Origin of the sequence: Pseudomonas sp. RGM 3321, assembly GCF_022836805.1 — a bacterium.
In the GTDB taxonomy this organism is placed as follows: Bacteria; Pseudomonadota; Gammaproteobacteria; order Pseudomonadales; family Pseudomonadaceae; genus Aquipseudomonas.
Window position 1 is genome coordinate 531,384 of the sequence record NZ_JALHBH010000121.1, and the last position, 24,016, is coordinate 555,399.

The window sequence follows — 24,016 nt, forward strand, 5'->3', positions numbered from 1 at the left end:
ATATATTCAATTTGAGGTGAATCATGGGTCTGGTAAAGATTTCCGAAAACATGCACGCCAACCTGCGCTCTGCCAGTGTTGCGCTCAGTCGCTCCATCAATGCGCAGGCTGAGCACTGGATGCGTATCGGCATGCTTGCCGAATTGCACCCGGCACTGGATTACAGCGAGATCTGCCAGATGTTGATCCGTATCGAGAACGCAGGCGGCACGGTGCTGACTGCTTCGAACTTCAACGTTGCAGAGCTTTCTGCGTCCAGCCTTTCCAAGGCGGCCTCATGAGCAGCGCCATCGGAATCAAGACCGAACAGGACCTTGTGCAGTTGCGCATAGCTGGCAGGCTGGCTGCCGATGTACTTGCAATGATCACGCCTTACGTCAAGGCTGGCGTCAGCACCGAAGCGCTCGACGATATCTGCAACGAATACATCGTCAAAGAGCTGAAAGTGATTCCCGCGAATGTGGGCTATCACGGTTTTACCAAGACCACCTGTATCTCTCCCAATGCAGTGGTCTGTCATGGCATACCTTCTGCCACCGATATTCTGAAAGATGGCGATATCGTCAATATCGATGTCGCGGTAATCAAGGATGGCTGGTACGGCGATACCAGCCGTATGTATCTGGTCGGTGAGGTCAGCCCCCTGGCAAAACGTCTTGTCGAGACGACCTACGAGGCAACCCGCGCCGGTATTCACGCAGTGCGCCCTGGGGCGACGCTGGGTGATATCGGTTATGCCATTCAGAGCATCGCTCATCGTGAAGGCTTTAGCGTGGTGCGTGAATATTGCGGGCACGGCATTGGCCGCAAGTACCATGAAGAGCCTCAGGTTCTGCACTACGGCGCTCAGGGCAAGGGGCTCAGGCTGAAGCCGGGTATGGTGTTCACCATCGAACCGATGATCAATGCCGGCAGGGCCGGTACTCGTACTCTGCCGGATGGCTGGACGGTTCTGACCAGTGATCTTTCATTGTCTGCGCAATGGGAACACATGGTTGCAGTCACCTCGACCGGTTTTGAACTGCTGACGCCCTGGCCTGAAGGTACAGGTAATTATCCTGCCATTTAGACGTGAGTGGTTCGGTGATTTGAGTGCATAAAAAATGGCCTTCCCGAGAGGCCATTTTTTTGATCAGGGGTGATGTTTCAGTATTGCGGCGAAGATCTTTTCCAGCGTACTTCTGTTACGCCAAAACGCTCGGCTTGCAAGGTAGCCATTCCTATCGGCCCTGCAGACATATTGCCACTCACTGTGCCAACGCCGGCGTGCAGTGTTGCGCAGTGCAATGCGTCGCACTGGCACATTTGCCTGGTCTTGTGCAGGAAACAACGAGGTTCGCCATTGAACTGATAGTGAATTTCAAATTCTGTTTGATGATTCATCTTTCCTGCCCGTGAGCCTGACGGCATGCCATCAAAATAGTGTGATTATTCCAGTGGGGCATGCGCGAGAAACCTTCTCCGGTCACGCTGCTGTCTTCAGATCGTAGAGCGAAAATCGCGTCGTTTCGAGATGCAGTTAACAGTTGTCCGATGAGTGGTTTTGGGTTCACTCAAACGCATGAATGGATGACCGAATGGTCATCCAAACGAATGTCTTCTTTTTTGAGACAAGCCTCATTTACATGACTTGAGGTCTACCGGGCCGACGAAATCATTACCTCGTCCCATAACGCAGGCGACCTGCTGATTGCGCTGGCGCTCCCAGGCCTGGGGCGGATAAGTCTTGTCCCAGGCTTGATAAAGCTGTTGGTCCTGGCGCGACAGGCGCAAGTTGTATTGTTTGCTCATGTAGAAGTAGGTGCGGGCGATCATGCCGCGTATGGAAGGGCGAGGCATGACTTTTTTCGCCTTGAAATCCACTTGCGTCAGGCATGAACCGTACTGGCCTTTTTGCTCGGGTATCCAGCCAAAGCTGAAGTTACTGCGGTCGCCATTCACTTCGCCGATGCTGGGCACCAGGTTATGCAGGTCTGCCTCGGCGCGTTTATAAACGGCATCGGTCTTTGTACAGTTTTTGCGCCCGCCGTTCTGCCAGCATTGGCGCAGATGGCCGATCTGCCAGGCCGGGACGATGTGTTCCCATTCAATACGACTGGCGCGCTTGGCGCTCTTGCGCGGGACATAGCCGCAGCCCGCAAGATCGACCCGATTACCGGTGTATTTGCAGCCGCAGTAAAATTCGGTCGATTGTGGTGCGTATAACCCCCAGGCGACTTTCTTGGCTTCGCTGAAAGTACGCGGAGCTTCGGCCTGAGCGCTGAATGAAGCGGTGATGAGCAGGGTGGTGCAAAGCAGTGTCGAGAATCGAAACATCATGCCGTCAGTCTTCCTTCGGCAACGTCCAGAATATTTGCACACCACCATCGTCGCGCCAGGCGAGGGTGACGTTATCGTTCTCGGCTATTTCTTCAAGAAGCTGCGCCCAGTCGTCCTCTGACTCATCCGGTTGACGAAAAAGCAGGGCAGCCCTGGATTTCTGCGCGGTAGGCGAGTTGATGATCTTCTGTACCCGCATGCCCATGCGCTCGTAAGGGCCGGGAGTGGAGGCGATCGCTGCGGTTTGTTTGGCCACGGATAAGGTTCCTGATTTTAGCTGTACGGGCATACAGTATTTCAGTGTCGGATCTTTCGCAACATCTATGTAAGATAAAGCGCTTGAAATGGCACACTATTGTCTTGAAAAACCAACGCTCCCGGAGTCGCGCATGAATATCAAGTCACTGGCATTTCCGTTACTGGCCGCAACTGCTGTATTGCTGGCAGGCTGCTCCACGTCTTCGGTCGTCACCCTGCAGAACGGCACACAATACATCACCAAGGACATGCCCAAGACCAAGAGTCGTGATGGTTTCTACGAGTTTGAAGATATCTCCGGCAAGAGAGTGCGGATCAAGGCTGACGAAGTGGCTACGGTCAGACCGGAGGAGTGAAATCCGACTGAGCGCTAATGCTCGTTCCCTGCGCGTTGGGGGCGAGCAGTACGAACAGATTTCATTTTCGACGGATTGACAAACCCAGCGGGTTTTTTCATAGTTCATCCCTCGCAAACGTTTGCGTGTTGATGCATTGCATCGACCCTGCGTCGTTCGCCCGAACAATAATCACAAGATCGGAGATGAACTCATGAAGCTGCCATTCGCTGGACGCCTTCTCGCTGTCGCCATGTTCGCTGCTGTTACCGCAGTCATGCCCCTCTCTGCTGCATACGCCCAGACGCCTGAAAAACCCAAGGTCGCACTGGTGATGAAGTCGCTCGCCAATGAATTTTTCCTGACCATGGAAGACGGCGCCAAGGCTTATCAGAAAGAGCACGCCACCGATTTCGACCTGATTTCCAACGGGATCAAGGACGAGTCAGACACCTCTGCGCAGATTCGTATCGTCGAGCAGATGATTGTCTCCAAGGTCGACGCCCTGGTGATCGCGCCTGCCGACTCCAAGGCGTTGGTGCCTGTGCTCAAGAAAGCTACAGACGCCGGTATCAAGGTCGTCAATATCGACAACCAGCTTGATCCCGACGTGCTCAAAAGCAAAAGCCTGATGATCCCGTTCGTGGGTCCGGACAACCGCAAAGGTGCCGAGCTGGTAGGCGACTACCTGGCCAAGCAGCTCAAGAGCGGTGACGAAGTCGGCATTATCGAAGGCGTGCCGACCACCACCAACGCTCAGCAACGTACCGCCGGTTTCAAGGATGCCATGGACAAAGCGCAGATGAAGGTCGTGTCTGTGCAGTCCGGCAACTGGGAAATTGACAAGGGCAACGCCGTTGCTTCGGCGATGCTCAATGAATACCCGAACCTGAAGGCCCTGCTGGCCGGTAACGACAGCATGGCGCTGGGGGCAGTTTCTGCGGTGCGTGCAGCAGGTAAGGCTGGCAAGGTCATGGTCGTGGGTTACGACAACATCAACGCGATCAAACCGATGCTCAAGGACGGCCGAGTACTGGCTACCGCTGATCAGTTTGCAGCCAAGCAAGCGGTCTTCGGGATCGAAGCTGCGCTCAAGCTGGTCAAGGGCGAGAAGGTCGAAACCAACGAAAAAGGCGTCATCGAAACGCCGGTAGAACTCGTTACCAAACCTTGATCCACGCCGCGTAAAGGCGCCTGTCCTTGAAGGGCGGGCGCTGGGAGAAATGTATGTCAGCGTCTGTTCAGACAGCTGTTCTTTCGGTCAGTGGCATCGGTAAAACCTACGCTCAACCCGTGCTCGGTGACGTCGATCTGACGTTGATGCGTGGCGAAGTGCTGGCCCTGACCGGGGAAAACGGTGCCGGTAAAAGCACCTTGTCGAAAATCATAGGTGGCTTGGTGACGCCCACTACCGGGCGCATGGAGTTTCAGGGGCAGCCTTATGAGCCTACGAGTCGTACCCAGGCTGAAAAGCTTGGGGTTCGCATGGTCATGCAGGAGCTCAATCTGCTACCGACCCTGACCGTTGCCGAAAACCTGTTCCTTGACGACCTGCCGCGTCGTGCTGGCTGGATTGACCGCAAGCGTCTGCGTGAAAACGCGATCAAGGCTATGGCTCAAGTGGGGCTGGACGCTATTGATCCCGATACGCTGGTCGGCGATTTGGGGATCGGTCATCAGCAGATGGTCGAGATCGCTCGCAACCTGGTTGGCGACTGCCAGGTGCTGATCCTCGACGAGCCTACTGCCATGCTCACCTCCCGCGAGGTGGAAATGCTGTTCGAGCAGATCACGCGATTGCAGGCTCGTGGCGTCTCGATCATTTACATCTCCCACCGGCTTGAGGAGCTTGCCAGGGTGTCTCAGCGCATAGCCGTACTGCGTGATGGCAAGCTGGTGTGCGTCGAGCCGATTGCCCGTTACAACAGCGAGCAACTGGTCACGTTGATGGTCGGCCGTGAACTTGGCGAACACATGGACATGGGTGCCCGGCAGATTGGCGAAATAGCGCTGTCAGTCAAGGGGCTCAGTCGTGCCGGTAAGGTTCAGGATGTTTCGTTCGATGTGCGACGAGGTGAAATCTTCGGTATTTCCGGGCTGATCGGTGCCGGGCGCACCGAGTTGCTGCGCCTGATCTACGGCGCAGACGTTGCTGACAGTGGTGCTATTGAAGTTGGCCAGCCACTGCAAGCCGTCACCATCCGTTCACCCTCGGACGCCGTGGAGCACGGTATTGCCCTGATCACGGAAGACCGCAAGAGCGAAGGGCTGCTGATGTCGCAGTCAATCAGCGCCAACATTGCGCTGGGTAATATGCATTCGATCTCCAGAGCAGGCCTGGTTAAAGCCGACGACGAACTGAAACTGGCGCAGCGCCAGGTGGCTGCCATGCGTATTCGCAGTTCCAGTCCGGACCAACTGGTCTCCGAGCTGTCAGGCGGTAACCAGCAGAAGGTCGTGATCGGTCGCTGGCTGGAACGTGATTGCCCGGTGATGCTGTTCGACGAACCGACCCGAGGCATCGACGTCGGTGCCAAATTCGATATCTACGCGCTGCTGGCCGAACTGACCCGTCAGGGCAGGGCGCTGGTGGTGGTTTCCAGTGATCTGCGCGAGCTGATGTTGATCTGCGATCGTATCGGTGTGCTGTCTGCCGGTCGCCTGATCGACACGTTCGAGCGTGACAGCTGGACCCAGGACCAATTGCTTGCCGCTGCCTTTGCCGGTTATCAGAAACGTGACGCGCTGCTCAATGACGCCGCGCCCAGGAACGACTCATGAAAAATACTCCTTCTCCGACGCTGACCGTGCCGGCCCGTCGCGGCGGCAACTACTTTGGTCTTGGCACCTACATCGGGCTGGCGGGTGCGCTGCTGGTGATGATCGTGCTGTTTTCCCTGCTCAGCGATCACTTTCTGTCCTATCAGACATTCAGCATGCTGGCCAACCAGATCCCTGACCTGATGGTGCTGTCGGTCGGCATGACGCTGATCCTCATTATCGGCGGTATCGACCTGTCCGTTGGGTCGGTGTTGGCGCTGGCTGCTTCGGCTGTGAGTGTGGCTATCCTGGGTTGGGGCTGGAGTGTGTTCCCGGCCGCTTTGCTGGGCATCGCCTGCGCGACCCTGGCAGGCACGATTACCGGCTCCATTACCGTTGCCTGGCGCATCCCTTCGTTCATCGTCTCCCTCGGTGTGCTGGAGATGGCCCGTGGCGCGGCCTACCAGATGACTAATTCGCGCACCGCTTATATAGGTGATTCGTTCGCCTGGCTGTCTGACCCGATCGCGTTCGGTATCGCGCCGTCGTTCATCATCGCACTGCTGGTTATTTTCATTGCCCAGGCCGTGCTGACCCGTACCGTTTTTGGTCGCTACCTGATCGGCATCGGCACCAATGAAGAAGCGGTGCGTCTGGCCGGTATCAATCCCAAACCCTACAAGATCCTGGTGTTCTCGCTGATGGGCCTGCTGGCCGGTGTGGCGGCGCTGTTTCAGATATCGCGACTGGAAGCGGCTGATCCGAATGCCGGTGCCGGGCTTGAGCTGCAAGTGATTGCCGCCGTCGTGATCGGCGGCACCAGCCTGATGGGCGGGCGCGGTTCGATCATCAGTACTTTTTTCGGCGTGCTGATCATTTCGGTACTGGCCGCAGGCCTGGCGCAGATCGGTGCGACCGAGCCGACCAAACGCATCATCACTGGTGCGGTGATCGTGATCGCAGTAGTGCTGGACACCTATCGCAGTCACCGGGCACGGCGCCAGGGCTGATATGGCGACTATCAAGGATGTCGCGGCGCTGGCGGGGATCTCGTACACCACGGTCTCCCATGTGCTGAACAAGACCCGGCCGGTGAGCGAGCCGGTCAGGCTCAAGGTCGAAGCGGCCATCGCGCAGCTCGATTATGTGCCCAGCGCCGTGGCGCGTTCGCTGAAGGCCAGGAGCACATCGACCATCGGCCTGTTGATTCCCAACGGTATGAATCCGTATTTCGCCGAGTTGGCGCGGGGCATCGAGGATTACTGCGAGCGTAACGGCTTTTGCGTGATCCTCTGCAACTCCGACGACAACCCGGAAAAGCAGCGCAGTTACCTGCGCGTATTACTGGAAAAACGCGTGGACGGCCTGATTGTCTCGTCGGTGGCTGGCGATAGCAGCGTCACCTGCGGGCTGACCGAGGTGCGCACACCGCTGGTAATCGTCGACCGCGAGCTGCAAGGCATCGAAGCTGACATGGTGCGCATCGATCACGAGCAGGGCGCCTGGCTGGCGACCCGACATCTGCTGGATCTCGGGCATCGTCACATTGCCTGCATTGGCGGACCGCGCGACAGCATGGTTGCCGAAATGCGCCTGGCGGGTTATCGGCGGGCCATGCAGCAGGCATCTGTCGAGGTCGGCCCGGATTGGGCGGTGCACAGCGAATTTACCAGTTCGGCTGGCCACGCAGCTGCGGGCCTGCTACTGGCCGGGCATGCGCCGACAGCGATTTTTGCCGGCAACGATGTCATCGCCATCGGTGTGCTGCGCGCTGCCGCCGAGCGTTCTATTCGCGTGCCTCAGGATCTGTCGGTCATCGGCTTTGATGACATTCAGATGAGCCGCTACGTCTATCCGGCCCTCACCACCGTGGGGCAATCGATCATGCAACTGGGCGAAACCGCCGCCGAAATGTTGTTAAACCGAATCGCCGCACCGCATACAGTTCCTGTCGAAAAAAGACTCGTGACGCCTTGCGTCTTGGTGCGCGAGTCCACGGCAGCGCCGAACACTTTGTCCAATGAATGACGCGCACGCACAGCAACGGATTAATGAGCCATGCAAGCAAAAATAGTGATAGTGGGCAGCCTGAACATGGATCTGGTCATCCGCGCCCAGCGTCTGCCGCGCCCCGGCGAGACGCTGAGCGGGGAGACGTTCGACACCGTGCCTGGCGGTAAAGGCGCCAACCAGGCAGTTGCCGCAGCGCGCCTGGGTGGCAGTGTGGCGATGATCGGTTGTGTGGGTGCCGATGCCTACGGGGAACAGCTGCGTGCAGCACTGCTGGCCGAGCATATCGACTGTCAGGCCGTGACGGTCGTTGAAGGCGTGTCCACCGGGATCGCTTCGATTGTGGTCGACGCCAGCAGTCAGAATGCAATTGTCATCGTTGCCGGAGGCAATGGTCGGCTCACTCCGGCATTGATCGAGCGTTTCGACACATTGCTGGCGGGTTCCGGGATCGTCATCTGCCAGCTTGAAGTGCCGACTGAAACAGTTTTCCACACCCTGACCCGCGCCCGCGCGCTGGGCAAGACCGTCATTCTCAATCCTGCCCCGGCCAGCGAGCCTTTGCCGGCAAACTGGTATGGCCTTATCGACTATCTGATCCCCAATGAAAGCGAGGCACAGACCCTGACCGGTGTGACTGTCGACTCCTCGGCGGCGGCTGAAAAAGCGGCAGCTGCCATGCTGGCGGCCGGGGCGCGCAACGTAATCATTACCCTGGGTGAGCGCGGAACCCTGTTCGCCAATGCTGGGGGCGTGGAACATATCCCTGCGCGTCGTGTACAGGCCGTGGACACCACCGCTGCAGGTGATACCTTTGTCGGTGGTTTTGCCGCAGCACTGGCGGCGGGTCAGAGTGAATCGCAGGCCATTCGCTTCGGTCAGGCCGCGGCAGCCATATCCGTGACCCGCGCGGGTGCTCAGCCGTCCATCCCGACGTTCGAGGAAGTAAAGGAATTCGATTCACTATGAAAAAGACCCCGCTACTCAACATTGCCCTGTCTCGCGTCATTGCGTCGCTGGGGCATGGCGACATCCTGATGATCGTCGACGCTGGAATGCCAGTACCGGCAGGCGTCGAGCTGATAGACCTGGCGCTGACTCGCGGCGTACCTGATTTCGTCAGTGTGCTGGACGTGGTGCTGAGTGAAATGCAGGTCGAAAGCCATGTGCTGGCCAACGAAATGGCCGAGGTCAAGCCGCCCGCATTGCAGGTCATCGAAAGCCTGAACCTTGATGATCAATTGGGTCAGCAGCGCTGGATAAGCCATGAGGACCTGAAAGTATTGAGCCGCAAGGCCAAGGCAATCATCCGTACCGGAGAATGCCAGCCGTACAGTAATGTGGCGCTGGTTTCCGGAGTTGTGTTCTAGCTATCAAGAAAGGGAGTTTCATATGACGTTGATGCAGTTTTCCAGACAGTTCATTCGTGGAGCATTGCTCTTGTCCATACTCAGTACCGCTGCCGTTCAGGCGGCAGAAAAACGTGACCTGATCATCGATACCGACCCCGGCGCGGACGACGTCGTTGCGCTACTGCTGGCGCTGGCGTCACCCGAAGAATTGAACGTGATGGCGATCACCACCGTGGCCGGCAATGTCCGTCTGGACAAGACCTCGCGCAATGCCAGGCTGGCGCGTGAATGGGCCGGGCGTGAAGAGGTGCCGGTGTATGCCGGTGCGCCCAAGCCGTTGGTGCGCACACCTATCTACGCCGAAAACGTTCACGGTCAGGAGGGGTTGCCCGGCGTGCCCGTGCATGAGCCAGCCAAGGGCTTGGCCGACGGCAATGCAGTCGATTACCTGATCCGCACCTTGAGCAAGGCCAAGCCGCACAGCATCACTATCGCCATGCTCGGTCCACAGACCAACCTGGCGCTGGCGCTCGTGCAGGCACCGCAAATCACGCAGGGCATCAAGGAAGTGGTGGTCATGGGGGGCGCGCATTTCAACGGCGGTAACATTACGCCGGTTGCCGAATTCAACCTGTTTGCTGACCCGCATGCTGCGCAGATCGTTCTGGCCAGTGGTGTGAAGCTCACCTATGTACCGTTGGACGTCACCCACAAGATCCTGACCAGCGAACAACGCCTCAAGCAGATCGCCGCACTGGGCAATAACGCCGGCAAGCTGGTCGACGGCATTCTCAATGAATACGTCAAACTGGACATGGAGCATTACGGCTTGCCCGGTGGTCCGGTTCACGACGCCAGTGTCATTGCCTGGTTGCTCAAGCCCGAGTTGTTTTCCGGGCGGCAGATCAACGTTACGGTCGACACCCGCGAGGGCATTGGTTTCGGCCAGACGGTGGCTGACTGGTACGGCACGCTCAAGCAGCCGCAGAATGTATTCTGGGTCGAGAATGGCGACGCTCAGGGTTTCTTCGATCTGCTGACCGAGCGTCTGGCGCGACTGAAGTAACCCATCACGCGGGCTGCAACAGGTGCATCAGACCGGCAGCCCTGCCGTGGCATAACGGCTCAGTACCTGGCTGATGAAGGCGCGGGCACCCTCGGTGCCCAGTTCCTTGATCAGCAGGTCGACGGCAATGATCATCAGCTCTTCCGGGTTTCCGGGGCTGTGCGAGCAGTGGCCCTGAGGCCATCTGGCCTTGATGTCTGCATCCAGAGTTATGGCTGTCATGTCTGTTGATCTCCAGTGAAGGGTCACGCACTACGCTGTTCGCTTCCCGGCGCTTGCGTCTATCGCAGTAAACCATCCCGCGCACATTTTGACACTTCTACTTACATCTCATCCCGATAGTCCGAGTCTATGGCCATAGGTTGTAAACGTTTTGTGACGATTTGACCGCGCGTCCTGTGTGATCCCAAGGCAGACTCTCGGCCCAGGCATATCAACAGGTTACCGATGGCTTCTCAGCCGAGGTGTGCAACCAACGCGCCTGAGTGCGGTCGGACAGGTCTGGAATGTTTTATTGGCAGAGGAGGGTGTATGCCCCGGAAGTTCGCAACATTGGGTTTTGTGGTCGTGGCGTCGTTGCTGGCAGGATGCAGCAGCACGTCCTCTGATAAGGGCGCTGAAGCGTCCGTCAAGGCAGACGCTCCCGCATCCGCCAGTAACGCCAACGCCATACCTGGCCGTTGTGATGCAGGGCTTGGCCAGTTCGCAATCGGAAAGCCAGCGTCCATCGACCTTCTGTCACAAGTGCGCGCCCGTACCGGTTCTCAGGATGCCCGCATTCTCGGGCCTGACGACATGGTCACGCTGGAATACCGATCCGAGCGGGTGAACGTCAATACCGACGCTTCGGGAAAGGTGACACGCATCAACTGCGGCTGAGTCGGCACTTTTCTGTGGCGCATAAAAAACCCCGTCAGTGACGGGGTTTTTTTGCGCCGGATGAATCAGTCAACGCGGACTTGTTCTGCTTGCATGCCTTTCTGGCCTTTAGCAGCAACAAAAGAAACGGTCTGGCCTTCTTTCAGGCTTTTGAAACCGTCGCTTTCGATCGCTTTGAAGTGTACGAACAGGTCGTCACCGCCACCCTGTGGAGTGATAAAGCCGAAGCCTTTTTCATCGTTGAACCATTTTACGGTGCCGGTTTGGCGATTAGACATGGTGTATCTCCAGAAACATAATTTTCAATAACGTGCTGCTCAGGCCAACTGGGCACACGGGCCTATCATAGTCGAAATGCGCAAAAAGACAGCTACTAAGGTGATCTCTTTAGCCTGGGCCCCTGCATATGCAAAGCGTCATACACGTAAAGTGGCTAAATGATGTCTCTGATTGCCTCGCATCAAGACTGTGCAGGATATGCTGAAAGCCCCGCTCTGCAAGGCTTTCAGGTTAGCGGCGGGGCGTAGCTCTCGGCATTTCAGGCGGCTGCTTTACCGCGTTAAAAAAAATGATTTATTTTGATTTGGTGCAGTTTTCGGCAACCAGTTTCTGCAGTTTTTGCGTCAATGCAGGGGCAGGAGCGCTATCGGTACTGCTCAATGCTGCGATTTCCTGCTGAGAAAACTCCTTGTTCACTACCCGGGCGCTGCAATCGCAATGAGCTTGCGCGGCCTTCGCATCCTGCTTGTGCTGATTCGCTGCGGCGATGCATTCCTGCGTGAACGTGTCTTGCACGGTTTTTTCCATGGCGGCCTGAGCGCCCCAAGGGGCCAGGACGGCGGCGCAGGCGAAGAGTGCGGACAGACGGGAAAGCTTCATGGTGTTCTCCTTTTGCTGACTTTAGTGAACAAGGAAACGTACAGGATCCTGACTGGTTAAGACGCCCATCACACCTGCCAGTTCAGGTGACGTGTTATTTGGCGTGATTTACGCATATGAACGTCCGGTGTCGGCCGAGCTGTGCTAGGATGCGCGTCCTGTTATTTTCAAGTGTCCCCATTGCTGATGGCTTTGGACGCGACGCAGGCAGGTTTTTCGTACATTCCAGTCATCTGGTCCGGTTCAAGGTTGGCCCCAAGGCTCCTGCCACTGTGAGGCAGGCATACCACCGGATCACGTACTGGCTCATCCCAACCCACGTGACCTTTGGTAGGGGTCACCACTAGGAGAGGAGGCGCCATGCCAACTATTACTCTTCCCGACGGCAGTCAACGTTCATTCGATCATGCGGTTTCCGTAGCCGATGTCGCGCTTTCAATCGGTGCCGGGCTGGCAAAGGCCACCGTGGCCGGCAAGGTTGACGGCAAGCTCGTTGACGCCTGCGACCTGATCGAAAACGATGCTAGCCTGCAGATCATCACCCCCAAGGATCAGGAAGGACTGGAAATAATCCGTCACTCTTGCGCTCACTTGGTCGGGCATGCGGTGAAGCAGTTGTATCCGACTGCAAAAATGGTCATCGGCCCGGTGATCGACGACGGCTTCTATTACGATATCGCCTACGAGCGCCCGTTCACGCCTGATGACATGGCGGCGATCGAGCAGCGCATGCAGCAGCTGATCGAAAAAGATTACGACGTCATCAAGAGAGTTACCCCGCGCGCTGAAGTGATCGAGGTGTTCACCGCCCGTCATGAAGACTACAAGCTGCGCCTGGTCGAAGACATGCCGAACGAGCAGGCCATGGGCCTGTATTACCACGAAGAATACGTCGACATGTGCCGTGGTCCGCACGTGCCGAATACGCGTTTCCTGAAATCGTTCAAGTTGACCAAGCTGTCCGGTGCCTACTGGCGCGGTGACGCCAAGAACGAGCAATTGCAGCGTGTCTACGGCACTGCCTGGGCTGACAAGAAGCAGCTGGCTGCCTACATTCAGCGTATCGAAGAAGCCGAAAAGCGCGATCATCGCAAGATCGGCAAGCGCCTCGGCCTGTTCCATACCCAGGAAGAAGCGCCGGGTATGGTGTTCTGGCATCCGCAGGGCTGGACCCTGTATCAGGTGCTTGAGCAATACATGCGCAAAGTGCAGCGTGAGAATGGCTACCTCGAGATCAAGACCCCGCAAGTGGTCGATCGCTCGCTCTGGGAGAAATCCGGGCACTGGGCCAACTACGCTGACAACATGTTCACCACCGAGTCCGAGAGCCGCGACTACGCGATCAAGCCGATGAACTGTCCTTGCCACGTGCAGGTGTTCAATCAGGGCCTGAAGAGCTACCGCGAGCTGCCGATGCGTCTGGCCGAGTTCGGTGCCTGCCACCGTAACGAACCGTCGGGGGCCTTGCACGGCATCATGCGTGTGCGTGGCTTTACTCAAGACGATGCTCACATCTTCTGTACCGAAGATCAGATGCAAGCCGAATCTGCCGCATTCATCAAGCTGACGCTGGATGTCTACGCCGATTTCGGCTTCAAGGACATCGAACTCAAATTGTCCACTCGCCCTGAAAAGCGTGTAGGCTCCGACGAGCTTTGGGATCGTGCCGAGACGGCGCTGGCCTCTGCGCTCGACAGTGCTGGTCTGCCCTATGATCTGCAACCGGGCGAAGGCGCGTTCTACGGTCCGAAAATCGAGTTTTCCCTCAAGGACTGCCTCGGCCGGGTCTGGCAGTGCGGCACCTTGCAGCTGGACTTCAACTTGCCGATCCGTTTGAGCGCCGAGTACGTTTCGGAAGACAACAGTCGCAAGAATCCGGTCATGTTGCACCGTGCGATCCTTGGGTCTTTCGAGCGTTTCATCGGAATTCTGATCGAGCATTACGAGGGCGCGTTTCCAGCCTGGCTGGCGCCTACCCAGGCAGTGATCATGAATATCACTGACAAACAGGCCGATTTTGCCCTTGAAGTGGAAAAAACTCTGGCTGAAAGCGGGTTTCGTGCCAAGTCCGACTTGAGAAATGAAAAGATCGGCTTTAAAATCCGCGAGCATACTTTGCTCAAGGTTCCTTATCTCCTCGTGATTGGAGATCGGGAGGTTGAAATGCAAACTGTCGCTGTGCGTACACGTGAAGGCGCTGACCTTGGCTCAATGCCGGTTGCCCAATTCGCTGAATTCCTCGCACAAGCGGTTTCCCGGCGTGGTCGCCAAGATACGGAGTAATTATTATTAAGCGTGAAATGAGACAAGATAAACGAGCTGCACCCAAGGCCCCGATCAATGAAAATATCTCGGCCCGCGAGGTTCGTTTAATTGGCGCTGACGGCGAGCAGATTGGCATCGTCTCGATTGATGAAGCGCTTCGTATTGCCGAAGAGGCTAAGCTGGATCTTGTAGAGATTTCTGCCGACGCACTTCCTCCGGTCTGCCGTGTGATGGATTACGGTAAATCGATCTTCGAGAAGAAGAAGCAGGTTGCTGCAGCGAAGAAAAACCAGAAGCAGATCCAGGTTAAAGAAATCAAGTTTCGTCCAGGGACGGAGGAAGGGGATTACCAGGTAAAACTACGCAACCTGGTACGTTTCCTGAGTGACGGGGACAGGGCCAAGGTATCGTTGAGATTCCGCGGTCGTGAGATGGCCCACCAGGAGCTGGGTATGGAGCTGTTGAAGCGGGTTGAAGGTGACCTGCTCGAATACGGTTCCGTCGAACAGCATCCTAAGATGGAAGGACGCCAGCTGATCATGGTCATCGCCCCGAAAAAGAAGAAATAACCACCAGGGCACGGCAGGCCTTGCGGTTATATTTATCAACTGAATGCGGAGTATCCGAACATGCCAAAGATGAAGACTAAAAGTGGTGCAGCTAAGCGGTTTTTGAAAACCGCCAACGGCATCAAGCACAAGCACGCTTTCAAGAGCCACATCCTGACCAAAATGTCGACAAAGCGTAAGCGTCAACTGCGCGGTAGCAGCTTGCTGCATCCGTCTGACGTGGCAAAAGTCGAGCGCATGCTGCGCCTTCGTTAATTTTGATCAAGATATAGAGGAAGTAACTCATGGCTCGTGTAAAGCGTGGCGTCATTGCCCGTAAGCGTCACAAAAAAATTCTGAAACTTGCAAAAGGCTACTACGGCGCGCGTTCACGCGTATTCCGTGTTGCCAAGCAAGCGGTAATCAAGGCAGGCCAATACGCCTACCGTGACCGTCGTCAGAAAAAACGTCAGTTCCGCGCTCTGTGGATCGCTCGTATCAACGCTGGTGCTCGTGTTAACGGTCTGTCCTACAGCCGTTTCATTGCCGGCCTGAAAAAAGCGTCCATCGAGATCGACCGCAAGGTTCTGGCTGATCTGGCAGTGAACGAAAAAGCGGCGTTTGCTGCGATTGTCGAGAAAGCTAAAGCCACTTTGGCCTAAGTCCCCGACAATCACTTGCCCCGGTTCTCCGGGGTCGGTGTTAAACGTCATAAATAGGGGAAGAGCCTTCAGCTCTTCCCCTATTTTGTATCTGGAGTCTGTACATGGAAAACCTGGACGCGCTGGTCTCTCAAGCTCTTGAGGCTGTGCAAAGCGCCGAAGATATCAATGCCCTGGAGCAAATCCGGGTTCACTACCTCGGCAAGAAAGGCGAGTTGACTCAGGTGATGAAGACCCTGGGGAACCTGCCAGCTGAAGAGCGTCCGCAAGTCGGTGCGCTGATCAACGTTGCCAAGGAGCGTGTCACAGAGGTTCTCAATGCACGCAAGGCATCGTTCGAGCAGGCAGAACTGACTGCCAAACTCGCCGCCGAATGCATCGACGTGACCCTGCCGGGCCGCGGCCAGACCTCCGGTGGCCTGCACCCGATTACCCGTACTCTGGAACGTATCGAACAATTCTTCACGCACATTGGCTACGGCATCGCCGAAGGCCCTGAAGTGGAAGACGATTACCACAACTTCGAGGCGCTCAACATCCCAGGCCATCACCCGGCCCGGTCGATGCATGACACCTTCTATTTCAATGCGAACATGCTGCTGCGCACCCATACCTCGCCGGTACAGGTCCGCACCATGGAATCGCAACAGCCGCCGATCCGCATTGTATGCCCAGGCCGTGTGTACCGCAGCGACTCCGATATTACCCACTCGCCGATGTTCCACCAGATCGAAGGTCTGCTGGTTGATCGCGACATCAATTTTGCCGACCTGAAAGGCACCATCGAAGAATTCCTGCGGGTGTTCTTCGAGAAAGAACTGGCCGTGCGCTTTCGTCCTTCGTATTTCCCGTTCACCGAGCCGTCGGCAGAAGTGGATATGGAATGCGTGATGTGCAGTGGCAAGGGCTGCCGTGTCTGCAAGCAGACTGGCTGGCTTGAAGTCATGGGCTGCGGCATGGTCCACCCGAACGTGCTGCGCATGTCGGGCATCGACCCTGAAGAGTTTCAGGGCTTCGCGTTCGGCATGGGCGTAGAGCGTCTGGCCATGCTGCGTTACGGCGTCAATGATTTGCGCCTGTTCTTCGACAACGATTTGCGGTTCCTCGCGCAATTTCGCTAAGTCGTAACGAACCTTTCAGGAGAGCAGGATGAAATTCAGTGAACAATGGCTGCGTGGCTGGGTAAGCCCGCAGGTTTCCCGCGACGAGCTGGTTGCTCGTCTGTCGATGGCCGGTCTTGAGGTTGACAGCGTCACGCTGGCCGCCGGCGTTTTCAGTGGAGTGGTCGTGGGCGAGGTGCTGAGCACCGAACAACACCCCGATGCCGACAAGCTGCGCGTGTGCCAGGTCAGCAATGGCAGCGAAACCTTTCAGGTTGTGTGTGGCGCGCCAAACGTGCGCCCCGGTTTGAAAATTCCGTTCGCCATGATCGGTGCCGAGCTGCCGGGCGATTTCAAGATCAAGAAAGCCAAGCTGCGTGGCGTCGAGTCCAACGGCATGCTGTGTTCAGCTGCCGAGTTGCAGGCCGGCGAGGGCAATGATGGCCTGATGGAGCTGGCCGCCGATGCGCCGGTCGGTGAGGACATTCGCGTCTACCTGAACCTGGAGGACGCCAGCATCGAGGTCGACCTGACCCCGAATCGTGGCGACTGCCTGTCAGTAGCAGGCCTGGCGCGTGAAGTCGGCGCTTTGTACGCCGCTGACGTGATGCGTCCGCAGATCGCTGCTGTCGCTGCCGTGCACGATGAAGTGCGCCCGGTTGAAGTCCTGGCTCCAGCGGCTTGCCCACGTTACCTGGGCCGCGTTATTCGCAACGTTGACTTGTCACGTCCTACTCCGTTGTGGATGGTCGAGCGTCTGCGTCGTTCCGACGTGCGCAGCATCGATGCCGCTGTCGATATCACCAACTACGTGATGCTCGAGCTGGGTCAGCCTCTGCATGCTTTCGATCTGGCCGAAATCAACGGTGGCATTCGTGTGCGCATGGCGGAGGAGGGCGAGAAGCTCGTTCTGCTCGACGGTCAGGAAGTCAGCCTGCGTACCGACACTCTGGTCATTGCCGACCACCAGCGTGCTCTGGCAATTGCCGGTGTCATGGGGGGTGAGCACAGCGGCGTAACTGCCGGTACTCGTGACATCTTCCTGGAAAGTGCTTTCTTCGACACCATCTCGGTGGCTGGCAAGGCGCGTTCCTACGGCCTGCACACCGATGCCTCGCACCGTTACGAGCGTGGTGTTGACTGGCAGCTGGCCCGTGAGGCCATGGAGCGGGCGACTGGCCTGCTGCTGGAAATCACCGGTGGTGAGGCTGGTCCGATAACAGAAGTGGTCAGCGAACAGCACTTGCCATCGATTGCTCCGGTTACTTTGCGCGCCAGTCGCGTCGAGCAGATGCTCGGTCTGGTCATTGAAAACGCCGAAATCGAGCGTCTGCTGACAGGTCTGGGCCTTGCTGTCGCTGCCGAAGCCGACGGCCAGTGGCGTGTCGAAGTGCCAAGTCATCGCTTTGACATCAGCCTTGAAGTCGATCTTATCGAAGAGCTGGCACGTCTTTACGGCTACAACCGTCTGCCGGTCCGTTACCCGCAAGCCCGTCTTGCTCCTCAGGCCAAGGCCGAAGCCAAGGGCGATCTGCCCGAACTGCGCCGCTTGCTGGTTGCGCGCGGTTATCAAGAGGCGATTACCTACAGCTTCATCGACCCGAAATGGTTCGAACTGTTCTCGCCGGGCGCCAAGCCACTGTTGCTGGCCAACCCGATTTCCAATGACATGGCCGCCATGCGCGCCTCGTTGTGGCCGGGTCTGGTCAAATCGCTGCAACACAACCTCAACCGCCAGCAGGACCGCGTACGCATGTTCGAAAGTGGCCTGCGTTTCGTCGGTCAGCTTGACGCTTTGAAGCAAGAGCCGATGCTGGCGGGTGTGGTATGCGGCAGCCGTCTGCCGGAAGGTTGGGCGCAAGGCCGTGATGCGGTGGACTTCTTCGACGTCAAGGCTGACGTTGAAGCGGTTCTGGGTTTTGCCGGTGCGCTGGGTGAGTTCACCTTCGCACCGGGCCAGCATCCCGCCTTGCACCCTGGCCAGACAGCTCGCATCGAGCGTGATGGTCGTGAAGTCGGTTTCCTGGGCGCCATTCACCCGGAACTGTCGAAAACCCTGGGCCTGGATCGTCCAGTATTTGTTTTCGAGCTGGTTCTGGCTGAAGTATCGACAGGCCGTCTGCCGAAATTCCACGAGCTGTCGCGCTTCCCGGAAGTGCGCCGCGACCTGGCCTTGCTGGCTGATCGCGACGTTTCGGCCAGTGCGGTTCTGGACGTTATTCGTGAAAATGCAGGCGAGTGGCTCACAGACCTCAGGTTATTTGATGTTTACCAGGGTAAAGGCATTGATCCGCATAGAAAAAGCCTTGCAGTCGGCTTGACCTGGCAGCATCCATCGCGCACTCTTAATGACGATGAGGTAAACGCAACGACACTTGCTATCCTCACCTCGCTTGAGGAGAGGTTAAACGCCACGTTAAGGAAGTAGCGTATGGGGGCTCTGACGAAAGCTGAGATGGCCGAACGTCTGTACGAAGAGCTGGGTCTGAATAAACGGGAAGCCAAGGAACTGGTTGAACTGTTTTTTGAAGAAATCAGGCACGCTCTGGAAGATAACGAGCAGGTGAAGTTGTCAGGTTTTGGCAACTTCGACCTTCGAGACAAGCGCCAGCGGCCTGGGAGAAATCCCAAGACCGGTGAAGAAATTCCGATTACGGCGCGCCGTGTGGTCACCTTTCGTCCAGGGCAGAAGCTGAAGGCCCGAGTTGAGGCATATGCTGGAACCAAGTCATAACGATGAGCTACCGCCGATCCCCGGCAAACGCTACTTCACCATCGGTGAGGTCAGCGAGCTTTGCGCGGTAAAACCGCACGTTTTGCGTTATTGGGAGCAGGAGTTTCCTCAACTCAACCCCGTCAAGCGACGCGGAAACCGCCGGTATTATCAGCGCCAGGACGTGCTGATGATCCGTCAGATCCGCGGCTTGCTCTACGATCAGGGCTTCACTATTGGTGGTGCCCGACTTCGTCTTACCACCGGGGAACCGAAGGACGATACCCAGCAGTACAAGCAGATGATCCGGCAGATGATTGCCGAGCTGGAAGACGTACTGGTTATGCTCAAAGCGTAATTGAGCAACCAGGATACTTCCAAAATTCAAATGCTTAGGGTATATTTCTCAACGTTTTCTCAGGTTGCAAAACAGATACACGCCTAGTCGGGGCGTAGCGCAGTCCGGTAGCGCACTAGCATGGGGTGCTAGGGGTCGAGTGTTCGAATCACTCCGTCCCGACCATATAATTCAATGACTTAGGCCAATGTTCGCAGCATTGGCCTTTTTCATGCGCGTGACTTTTGCGTGACTAGTTGTTTTTTCATGCCTGCCTCCTCTTCAAAATAGTCAGCACCGGTCCGCGTGAATCGGTAGCTGATACCATGTTCGCAGCTTCAATCAGATGCCCAAGCTCAGCGCCTGAGTAATGACTGGTGATGCTGCCGTTCTTGTGACCGAGCAAGGCCTTCCTATCTTCCTCGGTGACGCCGGCCGCGCGCAGGCGCCGGCCGAAGGTATGCTTCAAATCGTGAATCCTGATCGATAGGTAGCCTGGGTGTGCGGGGCGAAGGTTTTTCTCCTGCCAGAGTTTCGCCGCGCGAACCCGTGCCTTTTTCCAGGCTGAATCGTTCATCCGATGCATTGCCGTGTCGTTGAATGGGAACACCCAGTCCTTGCTCACGCCGCGCTGCTTCTCGATGATCGACCTTGCCACGCTATTGAGCACGACTAGGCGCTCGTCGCCATTCTTCACGCCCGATCTCGCATGACGTCCGCCGAAGTCGGCCGGGATCAGAAATACGCTGGTGTTGAGTTCCGGCACCGCGATCTCCCATTCCCATTTCAATTTGCAGACCTCCTGCTCGCGACAGCCAGTGTTCACTTTGAACAAGGCCATTGTCTGCAGGTGAGCCGGCAACTCCCCGAAAAGAATCGACTGCTCTTCCCATGACATCGGGTAGGGCTTTCTGCTTGATTTCTTCTCTTCCAGCTTCGAGAGCATCGGCACGCTATCCAGCCATGGCCTTCGCTCACTGTCTCGCCACTTCCTGGCACACAACGACAAAACCCGAACCACGCGTTCAATCGAGATGTTCACAGTCCGATTGCTCACTCCCTTTTTCACCTTGCCGTCCGCGAGCTTCTTGGTCGACAATCGATCCTTGATGAATGGCTCAAGAGCCTGATCATCGATATGGGTTAGCGGCATGTCGCCAATGAATGGGTCAAGCTGAGATAGGTGGTGCGCTGATAACTTGAAAGACGGCTGATCCTTGATCTCCACCAGAAATTTCATTGCAGCATCACGCCAGGTCCTCACTTGGCGCACCCCGTAGACCTTCTGCTGCCGGATCTGCTCAAGTCGGTGAATCAGGTAACGCTCTGCTTCTTGTCGGTCAGCTGTACCAGTAGATTCGTAAAGTCGCTCGCCGTTGATTTTCTTGTCGATATGCCAGAGCCCTTTCCTTTGGGAGAGCCCGGTGATCGTTTTTCGCGCCATTGTGTATCTCCTTTCTGGCGCTCGCTGCGGGGCAATTGTTGCTCCGGCGCGCCTTTTTTATCAATCGCTTTGGCGGCCACATAGGACGACGCCCATTCATCGAGTTCTTGCCGGTCAAAACCGACGCCGCGCTCGCCGATGGGGAATTCGTTCACGAAAGGCCGGACGATCGTGTTGAAAAGGGCAAGGTTCATGCTGAGGTATGCCGGTGCCTCTCCCGCCCGAATAAAGCGCGGCGCGAGCGGGAGCTTGGCGGCAGATTTATTTGCCATAGAGGTACTGCTCGGGGCCGCGCTGGGCGGCGGAAGGGGTTAATCGATCTGGTAATAGACGTAGCAGTCAACGCCTTGCTCTTGCAGCGACTTGTGCATAGCCTGAACTCCGGCATATCGCCGGTTACCCTGGCCCTCGAATGGCGCGCCCAAATGAAGACCGCGTGAGTGGTAGGTGCTGGCCTTGGACAGATAGCCGGGCAGACCACTGTTGATCACTGCCGCCTCGCGGATGCCCGGCATTGGAATTACTACGCGGTCAAGGTTCGCGCTTCCTCCATCGTCCGGGCAGGCTTCCGCGGCTTGTTGTCCCGCTTCAATCGCGGTCTGAATCTTTGGCCCGAGTGAGGCCAGTTCATCTTTATTCATGGGCACATCTCCGCCCGCCGATCACCGGCAGGCTCTGTAGGGAAGGGTTATTGAGGTGTCTTGCTCAGCACGGCGTCAGCCACTTTCATGGCCGCCTGCGCATCGTTGACGTAGGCGGGATCGACGCCGCCGCAAAGGTGGATGGTCGCTTGGCATGCCCGCAGGTTTTCGCGGTTGAGCTTGAGTGCTGCAACCAGCTCTTCGCGAAGTTCAGCCTCTGCGCGGCCCAGGTCATAGAAGCGTTGGCCCCAATGGCCGAGAGGTGGCGGATTCGTGCCTTGAAAGCCAAAACCCATCGCGCCGCATGCCGCATCCAGCAGATCGCGTTTGTACGCGTTGTCTCCGTCAATACTCAGGCCGTTTCGGCGGAGTGCATCAAGAGCGTTATCCAGGTTCGCTTCCGGAGAAGGCAGGACCAGGTCGAAGTCGTCACTGCCTGGGCGAACAGCGATCACGAACAGCTCGCAGTCGAGCGGGAGTTGCACGGCAATGTCAGGAAGGGCATTTATGATTGCTTCGCGCAGGTGGTGCTTTGGACTGGCCATAAAAATACCTCGCCCGCCGAAGCGGCAGGCTGTAAAGGGAAAGGGGATATCAGGCAGGTGTTACCGATCACTGCTATCGTCCAAGCAGCCAGCAGGAGCTGGAGTAGCATCAAGGAGATGCATGGTCATGGAATGCACCACAACCACGAACGAGGTTTACGGGCCTTACAACGCCAAGCTGGGTCTGCGCTGTGCGGACGGCAACATCTGGTCTGGCAGGATCCTCATTTTCAGAATCATCGACGACCGGGTCTACTCAATGCACGAGCAGTACCTGGGCCGCCTCAAGTACGGCATGGCGATTACTGACAGGGGAGAGCTGATATTTATGGTGCGGTAGGCACACGCCGCGTCCACCGCATGTATGGGCTATCGCCTGAGTCGAATATGCCAAGCAGGAACCGCTCAGCGCCAGGTGATTTGGGGTTCCACGCAGTGCATGCGGCGTCCTCATCGGCAGCTCACTTTGTGACTGCTGATTCTCGTAAGTTTTTCAGTTTTTTGGGGGATATGTATTAGTTTCCAAAGGATGCATAATCGCCCGCTTAAACACTGGGGGGGATGCGATGAGAATAAGAGGTCAGGTGTTTTGGGCGTGGGCAAACCCGTTCCTTCATTCCCGATCCAGCGACTTCCGTTTGCAGGATCGAGGCACAATCAACGTCCAAGTGAGGACGTCGACCACTGGTTCAGTGGGACTCTTCATCGGTATTTACTGCCCTGATGGAACAATGCTATTTGAAGAGTCCTTTGACTCTCGCCCGGGCCAGACAATGACTCAGGCTTCTGATTGGGGAATGAACTGGGCCAAATCGTGGTTGGACTCTTACTCCTCGCAGCCCACCGGAGATGTTAGGCGCAGCCGCCCAAGGAAGGCAGGCGTCTTTGAGTAGCCGTATTCCTACCGCTAACTGAATTAATTGTGAACTGAGGAGTCTACGCTGCAGGCGTGCATGACAATCCGGAATTCCTGGTGAGGCTCGTCGTTGGGCAAAACGCATGCGCGATTCCGAAGAATATAGATTCAAATGTCACGAACTCCTTCTCCAAGTCGATGCTACGACTGCAACACTGATGATGATGGTGGTTGCAAAAGATGTCTGCGGAACCCGCTGGGATGATGCTGTAGGTGTCCAAATTCGAGCCTTTGAGGCCTGGACCAGCTATCTTCACGCTCCGCACGGCTGATGCATCACTCATGATGTTTCCCCTGTGTATTCACGCCAAGTGACCTTTACGCCGTTGACCAGAAAGCCCCAGTCGCCTTTCCAGCGGCTGGTGATGAAGAGCGTGTAGACGCCGCCGGGCGACACTTCGTCGATGCGATGGTATTCGCCGTGCTTGAGCTGGGCCGTGTCGCCCGGTCGGCGGTCTATGTACTCAGTGGCCTGGAACGGTCCATCGAAGCTTTCGCGCAGCTCAGCAGTCTTGATCAGCGCAGCGATCAGAAGGGGATCGTCGGCGGCCAGCAAGCGCTGCTCCTTGTACCAGCCCCGCAGGATCACCGTGCGCGCATCCCAGGGATGGTCATGTAGATCGCGGTCGGCGTCGGGCCGCATGATGTGGTGTACCCGGATCGACCAAGGACACCATCGGATTCGCCCGATGTGAGTCTCCCTGTCGTAGGGGTTGAAAAGCCACCAGCGGCCCATGTAAACCTCTTGGCCATTAGCTGACCGGATGTGCAGGTAAGGGGTGCGCTGGGCGCGGGTGATGAGCCAGGCAGCGAGTGCCGGGCGAGCGAGTAGCTTGGCGAGCAGTCGCCAGGGGAAGTTGATCATGGGTAGTCCTTTCGGGCCATGCCCGGGCGGTGGAGGGTGGGACGTTTGAAGCCACATATAATGGTTAGAGAAATCCTTCTCTCCACAATTCGGAGACTCAGCGTATGAAAAATTTCATCTTC

The 24,016-nt window shown here is 56.9% G+C and carries 32 protein-coding genes and 1 tRNA gene; 22 read left to right on the plus strand and 11 right to left on the minus strand.

Annotated elements, in window-relative coordinates; translation table 11 throughout:
- Window positions 1-23 precede the first annotated feature (23 nt).
- Entirely contained in the window at window positions 24-281 is a 258-nt protein-coding gene (locus tag RGM3321_RS27765) for a ParD-like family protein (RefSeq protein WP_002553140.1), read from the plus strand.
- Window positions 278-1,069, plus strand: coding sequence for a type I methionyl aminopeptidase (map, locus tag RGM3321_RS27770; RefSeq protein WP_244395686.1), 792 nt, complete (start codon window positions 278-280; stop codon window positions 1,067-1,069). The genes RGM3321_RS27765 and map overlap by 4 nt, the downstream gene beginning before the upstream one ends.
- Window positions 1,070-1,146: 77 nt before the next feature.
- On the opposite strand, the gene RGM3321_RS27775 is transcribed toward map, so the two are convergent.
- From RGM3321_RS27775 to RGM3321_RS27785, 3 genes are all read right to left on the minus strand, one after another.
- Window positions 1,147-1,383 carry a DUF6555 family protein gene (locus tag RGM3321_RS27775; protein WP_122259691.1) on the minus strand — a complete coding sequence of 79 codons (237 nt, stop codon included), beginning with the start codon at window positions 1,381-1,383 and terminating at the stop codon, window positions 1,147-1,149.
- Window positions 1,384-1,617: 234 nt separating this feature from the next.
- A complete protein-coding gene (locus RGM3321_RS27780) occupies window positions 1,618-2,319 on the minus strand; it encodes an endonuclease I family protein (RefSeq protein ID WP_058400205.1) in 702 nt (233 codons plus the stop codon).
- A gap of 4 nt (window positions 2,320-2,323) precedes the next feature.
- Window positions 2,324-2,575 (minus strand): DUF1654 domain-containing protein, encoded by a 252-nt coding sequence (locus RGM3321_RS27785; RefSeq protein ID WP_244395687.1) that lies wholly within the window; start codon window positions 2,573-2,575, stop codon window positions 2,324-2,326.
- A 133-nt stretch (window positions 2,576-2,708) separates the two neighbouring features.
- On the opposite strand from RGM3321_RS27785, the gene RGM3321_RS27790 reads away from it, so the two are divergent.
- The 8 genes from RGM3321_RS27790 (at window position 2,709) to RGM3321_RS27825 (ending at window position 10,100) form a co-directional block, all read left to right on the plus strand.
- Window positions 2,709-2,933 (plus strand): YgdI/YgdR family lipoprotein, encoded by a 225-nt coding sequence (locus tag RGM3321_RS27790; protein ID WP_244395688.1) that lies wholly within the window; start codon window positions 2,709-2,711, stop codon window positions 2,931-2,933.
- 193 nt (window positions 2,934-3,126) lie between these two features.
- The gene (locus tag RGM3321_RS27795) at window positions 3,127-4,086 is read left to right on the plus strand and encodes a sugar ABC transporter substrate-binding protein (protein ID WP_244395689.1); all 960 of its coding nucleotides are present in this window, start codon (window positions 3,127-3,129) and stop codon (window positions 4,084-4,086) included.
- 53 nt (window positions 4,087-4,139) lie between these two features.
- A complete protein-coding gene (locus RGM3321_RS27800; protein WP_244395690.1) occupies window positions 4,140-5,693 on the plus strand; it encodes a sugar ABC transporter ATP-binding protein in 1,554 nt (517 codons plus the stop codon).
- A complete protein-coding gene (locus RGM3321_RS27805; RefSeq protein ID WP_002553148.1) occupies window positions 5,690-6,682 on the plus strand; it encodes an ABC transporter permease in 993 nt (330 codons plus the stop codon). The genes RGM3321_RS27800 and RGM3321_RS27805 overlap by 4 nt, the downstream gene beginning before the upstream one ends.
- Window position 6,683: 1 nt before the next feature.
- Complete coding sequence (locus tag RGM3321_RS27810) at window positions 6,684-7,700, plus strand: substrate-binding domain-containing protein (protein WP_244395691.1); 1,017 nt, start codon at window positions 6,684-6,686, stop codon at window positions 7,698-7,700.
- 30 nt (window positions 7,701-7,730) lie between these two features.
- Window positions 7,731-8,651 carry a ribokinase gene (gene rbsK / locus RGM3321_RS27815; RefSeq protein ID WP_244395692.1) on the plus strand — a complete coding sequence of 307 codons (921 nt, stop codon included), beginning with the start codon at window positions 7,731-7,733 and terminating at the stop codon, window positions 8,649-8,651.
- Window positions 8,648-9,052, plus strand: coding sequence for a D-ribose pyranase (gene rbsD / locus RGM3321_RS27820; RefSeq protein WP_044323545.1), 405 nt, complete (start codon window positions 8,648-8,650; stop codon window positions 9,050-9,052). Before rbsK ends, rbsD begins: the two co-directional genes overlap by 4 nt.
- A 22-nt stretch (window positions 9,053-9,074) precedes the next feature.
- Window positions 9,075-10,100, plus strand: coding sequence for a nucleoside hydrolase (locus RGM3321_RS27825; protein WP_244395693.1), 1,026 nt, complete (start codon window positions 9,075-9,077; stop codon window positions 10,098-10,100).
- Window positions 10,101-10,127: 27 nt separating this feature from the next.
- Here the strand turns inward: RGM3321_RS27825 and RGM3321_RS27830 are convergent, their stop codons facing one another.
- Window positions 10,128-10,322, minus strand: coding sequence for a hypothetical protein (locus tag RGM3321_RS27830; RefSeq protein ID WP_002553154.1), 195 nt, complete (start codon window positions 10,320-10,322; stop codon window positions 10,128-10,130).
- A gap of 309 nt (window positions 10,323-10,631) precedes the next feature.
- Between RGM3321_RS27830 and RGM3321_RS27835 the strand changes: the two genes are divergently transcribed.
- Window positions 10,632-10,979, plus strand: coding sequence for an I78 family peptidase inhibitor (locus RGM3321_RS27835; protein WP_005779800.1), 348 nt, complete (start codon window positions 10,632-10,634; stop codon window positions 10,977-10,979).
- Between the two features lie 65 nt (window positions 10,980-11,044).
- Here RGM3321_RS27835 and RGM3321_RS27840 read toward each other — a convergent pair whose 3' ends face one another.
- Both RGM3321_RS27840 and RGM3321_RS27845 read right to left on the minus strand, forming a co-directional pair.
- Entirely contained in the window at window positions 11,045-11,257 is a 213-nt protein-coding gene (locus RGM3321_RS27840) for a cold-shock protein (protein ID WP_002553156.1), read from the minus strand.
- 295 nt (window positions 11,258-11,552) lie between these two features.
- Entirely contained in the window at window positions 11,553-11,858 is a 306-nt protein-coding gene (locus RGM3321_RS27845) for a hypothetical protein (RefSeq protein ID WP_244395695.1), read from the minus strand.
- 360 nt (window positions 11,859-12,218) lie between these two features.
- Between RGM3321_RS27845 and thrS the strand changes: the two genes are divergently transcribed.
- From thrS to RGM3321_RS27890, 9 genes are all read left to right on the plus strand, one after another.
- Window positions 12,219-14,141: a threonine--tRNA ligase gene (thrS, locus tag RGM3321_RS27850; RefSeq protein WP_244395696.1), complete on the plus strand. Its 1,923-nt coding sequence runs from the start codon at window positions 12,219-12,221 to the stop codon at window positions 14,139-14,141.
- Window positions 14,141-14,692 carry a translation initiation factor IF-3 gene (infC, locus tag RGM3321_RS27855; protein WP_170855886.1) on the plus strand — a complete coding sequence of 184 codons (552 nt, stop codon included), beginning with the start codon at window positions 14,141-14,143 and terminating at the stop codon, window positions 14,690-14,692. Before thrS ends, infC begins: the two co-directional genes overlap by 1 nt.
- A 60-nt stretch (window positions 14,693-14,752) precedes the next feature.
- Window positions 14,753-14,947 carry a 50S ribosomal protein L35 gene (rpmI, locus tag RGM3321_RS27860; RefSeq protein WP_002553160.1) on the plus strand — a complete coding sequence of 65 codons (195 nt, stop codon included), beginning with the start codon at window positions 14,753-14,755 and terminating at the stop codon, window positions 14,945-14,947.
- 29 nt (window positions 14,948-14,976) lie between these two features.
- Window positions 14,977-15,333 carry a 50S ribosomal protein L20 gene (gene rplT, locus RGM3321_RS27865; protein ID WP_002553161.1) on the plus strand — a complete coding sequence of 119 codons (357 nt, stop codon included), beginning with the start codon at window positions 14,977-14,979 and terminating at the stop codon, window positions 15,331-15,333.
- Window positions 15,334-15,437: 104 nt separating this feature from the next.
- A complete protein-coding gene (pheS, locus tag RGM3321_RS27870) occupies window positions 15,438-16,454 on the plus strand; it encodes a phenylalanine--tRNA ligase subunit alpha (protein WP_002553162.1) in 1,017 nt (338 codons plus the stop codon).
- Between the two features lie 28 nt (window positions 16,455-16,482).
- The gene (pheT, locus tag RGM3321_RS27875) at window positions 16,483-18,861 is read left to right on the plus strand and encodes a phenylalanine--tRNA ligase subunit beta (RefSeq protein WP_244395697.1); all 2,379 of its coding nucleotides are present in this window, start codon (window positions 16,483-16,485) and stop codon (window positions 18,859-18,861) included.
- A gap of 3 nt (window positions 18,862-18,864) precedes the next feature.
- A complete protein-coding gene (gene ihfA / locus RGM3321_RS27880; RefSeq protein ID WP_002553164.1) occupies window positions 18,865-19,167 on the plus strand; it encodes an integration host factor subunit alpha in 303 nt (100 codons plus the stop codon).
- Window positions 19,148-19,504, plus strand: a complete 357-nt coding sequence (locus tag RGM3321_RS27885; RefSeq protein ID WP_002553165.1) for a MerR family transcriptional regulator — start codon at window positions 19,148-19,150, stop codon at window positions 19,502-19,504. Before ihfA ends, RGM3321_RS27885 begins: the two co-directional genes overlap by 20 nt.
- Window positions 19,505-19,592: 88 nt before the next feature.
- Window positions 19,593-19,669, plus strand: a tRNA-Pro gene (locus RGM3321_RS27890).
- Between the two features lie 79 nt (window positions 19,670-19,748).
- Here RGM3321_RS27890 and RGM3321_RS27895 read toward each other — a convergent pair.
- From RGM3321_RS27895 to RGM3321_RS27910, 4 genes are read right to left on the minus strand one after another with little or no spacing between them, the layout of a single operon-like run.
- Window positions 19,749-20,912, minus strand: coding sequence for a tyrosine-type recombinase/integrase (locus tag RGM3321_RS27895; protein ID WP_244395789.1), 1,164 nt, complete (start codon window positions 20,910-20,912; stop codon window positions 19,749-19,751).
- Window positions 20,798-21,199 (minus strand): hypothetical protein, encoded by a 402-nt coding sequence (locus RGM3321_RS28540; protein ID WP_244395698.1) that lies wholly within the window; start codon window positions 21,197-21,199, stop codon window positions 20,798-20,800. Before RGM3321_RS28540 ends, RGM3321_RS27895 begins: the two co-directional genes overlap by 115 nt.
- Window positions 21,200-21,238: 39 nt before the next feature.
- Window positions 21,239-21,568 (minus strand): hypothetical protein, encoded by a 330-nt coding sequence (locus tag RGM3321_RS27905; protein ID WP_244395699.1) that lies wholly within the window; start codon window positions 21,566-21,568, stop codon window positions 21,239-21,241.
- A 47-nt stretch (window positions 21,569-21,615) separates the two neighbouring features.
- A complete protein-coding gene (locus tag RGM3321_RS27910; RefSeq protein WP_244395701.1) occupies window positions 21,616-22,113 on the minus strand; it encodes a hypothetical protein in 498 nt (165 codons plus the stop codon).
- 121 nt (window positions 22,114-22,234) lie between these two features.
- On the opposite strand from RGM3321_RS27910, the gene RGM3321_RS27915 reads away from it, so the two are divergent.
- The gene (locus RGM3321_RS27915; protein ID WP_055007613.1) at window positions 22,235-22,453 is read left to right on the plus strand and encodes a hypothetical protein; all 219 of its coding nucleotides are present in this window, start codon (window positions 22,235-22,237) and stop codon (window positions 22,451-22,453) included.
- A gap of 226 nt (window positions 22,454-22,679) precedes the next feature.
- Window positions 22,680-23,006 (plus strand): hypothetical protein, encoded by a 327-nt coding sequence (locus tag RGM3321_RS27920; protein ID WP_083493096.1) that lies wholly within the window; start codon window positions 22,680-22,682, stop codon window positions 23,004-23,006.
- Window positions 23,007-23,309: 303 nt separating this feature from the next.
- Here the strand turns inward: RGM3321_RS27920 and RGM3321_RS27925 are convergent, their stop codons facing one another.
- The gene (locus RGM3321_RS27925) at window positions 23,310-23,894 is read right to left on the minus strand and encodes a hypothetical protein (protein WP_244395703.1); all 585 of its coding nucleotides are present in this window, start codon (window positions 23,892-23,894) and stop codon (window positions 23,310-23,312) included.
- Window positions 23,895-24,016: the final 122 nt, after the last annotated feature.